Origin of the sequence: Ligaoa zhengdingensis, from assembly GCF_014384885.1 — a bacterium.
Classification (GTDB): domain Bacteria; phylum Bacillota; class Clostridia; order Oscillospirales; family Ruminococcaceae; genus Ligaoa; species Ligaoa zhengdingensis.
In genome coordinates this window covers 1-3,411 of the sequence record NZ_JACRST010000059.1, presented here as the reverse complement: position 1 = coordinate 3,411, position 3,411 = coordinate 1, and the positions used below count along the sequence as shown (strand labels likewise).

5 protein-coding genes are annotated in these 3,411 nt (G+C 56.0%); all 5 read right to left on the bottom strand.

Annotated features, from left to right (window positions below; translation table 11 throughout):
- Positions 1-1,238, bottom strand: a 1,238-nt coding sequence (locus H8711_RS13375; RefSeq protein WP_430413580.1) for a VirB4-like conjugal transfer ATPase, CD1110 family, incomplete at its 3' end; no start/stop codon positions are given.
- A gap of 19 nt (positions 1,239-1,257) precedes the next feature.
- Positions 1,258-1,644 carry a PrgI family protein gene (locus H8711_RS13370; protein WP_195280404.1) on the bottom strand — a complete coding sequence of 129 codons (387 nt, stop codon included), beginning with the start codon at positions 1,642-1,644 and terminating at the stop codon, positions 1,258-1,260.
- Between the two features lie 44 nt (positions 1,645-1,688).
- The gene (locus tag H8711_RS13365) at positions 1,689-2,309 is read right to left on the bottom strand and encodes a DUF7007 domain-containing protein (RefSeq protein WP_256880809.1); all 621 of its coding nucleotides are present in this window, start codon (positions 2,307-2,309) and stop codon (positions 1,689-1,691) included.
- Between the two features lie 42 nt (positions 2,310-2,351).
- Positions 2,352-2,774 carry a septation protein SpoVG family protein gene (locus H8711_RS13360; protein ID WP_249283847.1) on the bottom strand — a complete coding sequence of 141 codons (423 nt, stop codon included), beginning with the start codon at positions 2,772-2,774 and terminating at the stop codon, positions 2,352-2,354.
- 43 nt (positions 2,775-2,817) lie between these two features.
- The coding region (locus H8711_RS13355) for a VirB6/TrbL-like conjugal transfer protein, CD1112 family (RefSeq protein ID WP_249283842.1) at positions 2,818-3,411 on the bottom strand (594 nt) is incomplete at its 5' end.

Genomic DNA, 3,411 nt, shown 5'->3' with positions numbered 1-3,411 from the left:
GCGTTGAGCCCGTAATAGACGGCTTCGCCATCCATGCGGAGCTCCTGCGTCATAAAGGGAACGAAAATGGCCGTGGAGCTGGTCGTCATGCCGCGCTTGATCTCAATGCCGTTATGGCCAAGCGGAAGGCTGGAAAGAAAACCATCCTCCTGCTGGAAGTCCAGCCGCTTCAAGGTGCAGTTGTATTTTTGGACGATACCAGATACCGTGAACAGGTCGTTGTCCAGCTCCCGGCGGGTCGGGGCCATGTTCACTACAAGGAAGGTCAGCAGGAACATTCGCTCGTTCCGGCTCTGCAAATCTTCCAAGAGAGTCTTTGCGTCGTTGCTGTACGTCACAAGGTCGGGCGGGAGTATGTCCATGTCATACCCGGCCCGGGCGGCTTTCTTCTGTTCCTCCACCTTCATCTTGTCAATGTCGGAGACTTTGGCCTTGATGGATTTTACGGCAGCGGCCTGATCGACGGTCTGGATATGGAGGGTGATGGTCATTTCCGCATCCATTTCCAAAAGCTCCGCCAGCAGCTTGTCCGAGAGCTCCGAGGCCAAAATCTGCAAGTAGGAGGCAGCGCCCCAGGTCGTCCCCACCCGGAACAGTCGGCTGAAACGGAAATCGAAACTGTCCGGGGCGATAAAGTCTTTGGTGGAAAGCCCGGTTTTGGGGATCATATCCCATGAAAACCGGAAGGGGGAGCCGCTGCCGGGGTGGAGCTGCCCGTGAAGAAGCTCCAGCCGTTCCAACCCCGAAAGGGATCGGCACTTGACGCCCAGCTTTTTGAAGTTCCCGCAAATGTCCGCCTCTACACGTTCCAGCCTTGCCCTGGCGGTGGAAAGGTCGTCCACATTCACGCCGAAGGTCAGGAGCTTTGTGCGGACAATGCCGTTGTTGCTTTTGGCGATCTGGTTTTCCAGCATTTCCACATACTCACACCGGACGCTGTTGTAATCATCGTCCTGCATGGGGATGTTCACGCTGTACCGGCTGCCCGGGCGGCTCCGGTGGTTGAGGAAGGAAAGCTGGAACGGAAGGCTGCTGTCAAAGTAGTTGAGGCAGGCGCTCCACCCGTCAAAGATGGCCGCCTGATCTTCGGACTGTGCGAGCTGATAGTTGATGTCCTCGTATTCAATGGTTTTGGTGTAATAGCGGTCCGCTACCCGGCACACCCCATCCCGGTACATTTCCCGGTAAGGGAGGGTCTGCTGGGCGGTGGTGGGAATGTTCTTTCCCTTTGTGAACAGGCCGAGAAGGCCCTGCTTTTCAGGCTTTTTGCCTGCGGGCTTTCCGGCCCTTCTGCTGTTTCGCAATCGGCTGCGCCTCCTTTCTGGCGCTAAGCAGCGCATAGAAGTTTTCGGTTTTGTAAGGCCGCACACGGGGATAGAGGAACCGGGTGCGGATGATGTTTTTCAGCACTTTTTCCAGCGGCAGACTGTCTCGTTCATACATAGCCAGAAAGAAGAACGGGAGCATGAGGCCGATCATCAGGAACATGGCGGCACTGTTCCCGATACTGCCACGGGAAAACAGGTAAGCCGGGAGGCCCACCGCCGCCGCGCTGGAAAAACAAACAAGCTGGCGCTTCGTTAGGTTGAAGGCCAGCTTTGTCTTGATTTTGGAAAGGTCTTTTGGTACTGGCACATAGGCCATTTTGGTACACCTCCTTTATTGCTTCGGGCCAGCATGGCCCGAGGTTATCTTGCGGCCTCTTTGGCCGGGGCTGTGCTGCGGGCAGCCTCGGCGGCCTCTCGTCCGCTCTGCCTTGCCCGCCAGTATTCGGGGTGATACTGCCGGATGGACTGATTGAGTTTTTCTTCAAACTGTCCTTTGTCCTTAATGCGGTCAGGGATTTTCCACAGCTTTTTGTCCAGCAGCTCCCGGAGCACTACGCTTTCCTGTGCGTCCTCCTCATAGCAAATATAGCCCTTATCCTTGAAGCCGCACTTTTTCGCCGCTGGAGAGAGGACGGCGGCTACCTCATTTGCCACCATCGTTCCGCCGTGGCTGGCGGTAGATACCAGAAACACCCCCGGACAGAGGGTTTCACAGCTCTGCACCTCGCCCCACGGGGAACTTTTCGGCGCATGGAACATTCCGCCCGTCCGGCTCCGGTCCGCCTGCATGAGCGCCGCCTTTTCTAAGATGGCTTTCAGTTCCGGGGAAAAATAGGCATATTCCCGCAGGACCCGGGCGGCCTCCCCGCCGCAGGCGTTCATCAACAGGGTATAGGCGTCGCTGTCCGCTTTGGTACAGCGGCCCAGCAGTTTTCCGTCATAGTAGCAGGCCGCGTCATAGCCCGTCCGTTTGCGTGGCATGGTTCCCGCCTCCTTTCTGCTTCGGGCCAGCATGGCCCGAGATCAACGCTCTGCGCTGCGGCTGGGTTTTTCCTTCGGAGGCCGTTCTGCCTTTGCCTGTTCGGCAGCCGCTTTCCCGGCTTTGAGCTGGTCGCTGATAGACGCACGCCCCACAGAGCCGCGCTCCGCCATCTGTTCCAGCTTTGCCTCATAGGCTTGCAGAACAGCGGTATTGAGCTGTTCCCGGAACTCCTTTGTGACAGGGTAGGCCATATCCCGGTAGCCGCCTTTTCCGTCCGGCTGGCTGGGCATCCCAAGAAAGAGGCCCTTGCTGCCCTGTACGATTTTCAGATTTTCCACCACAAAACAGTCATTGAATTTCACGCTGGCAAAGCCCATGAGGTTTTTCACAGGTTCGATGACCCGCACGCTTACATCCAGTTTCAAAGGGGCGGCTAGTGTTCCGCCCGCAGTTTTTTCCTGCATGGATTTCTCCTTTCCGCTTCGGGTCAACATGGCCCGAAGTCTCTTAATGGCAGCCGAAGATGGATTTTGCAAGACTGCCTGTTTTGAATAAGGTAAAACACAGCAACACCGTATATCCCACGCATCCCCAGATCGCCCCGATGGGGTCGCCGTCGGTGGCGATACTCTGGATCAGCACCGCATAGATGGCGACACAGACTAAGATCAATAGACCTTGAAAGCCCACCGCAAAGAGGGAGCGGAAATAGTTCTGCCCCATGTGTCCGGTTTCCCTGTTGGGGACGGTGGCAAACGGGATCGGCGCTAAACTTGTGAGTAAATAAATTTCAATCATACGGCCATATACGATGACGAAAATCACGATGTTTAAGGCGATCATGGTAAGCTGGATCAGGAAGGACTGGAGCCAGAGTCCGAACAGAGGGCCTAACTCCATCGCCTCAAGCTCTGTCCGCAGACTGTCCAGCACATCCGGCGTGATTTCTGTCCCGTTCTGGATAATGCCCGCTGACTGCTGGATCACATGCTGGCTCACATCAAAGACCGCCAGCACGATATTGAAGGTATTCGTCAGGATCATCACAGCCACAAAGGTTTTGAACACCCACTTAAAAAACATCCATGTGTCAACTTCATG

Excerpts from the sequence above, each read along its gene's own strand:
- H8711_RS13370 (WP_195280404.1), bottom strand. The coding sequence starts at position 1,644 with ATGGCCTATGTGCCAGTACCAAAAGACCTTTCCAAAATCAAGACAAAG.
- H8711_RS13360 (WP_249283847.1), bottom strand. The coding sequence starts at position 2,774 with ATGCAGGAAAAAACTGCGGGCGGAACACTAGCCGCCCCTTTGAAACTG.
- H8711_RS13365 (WP_256880809.1), bottom strand. The coding sequence starts at position 2,309 with ATGCCACGCAAACGGACGGGCTATGACGCGGCCTGCTACTATGACGGA.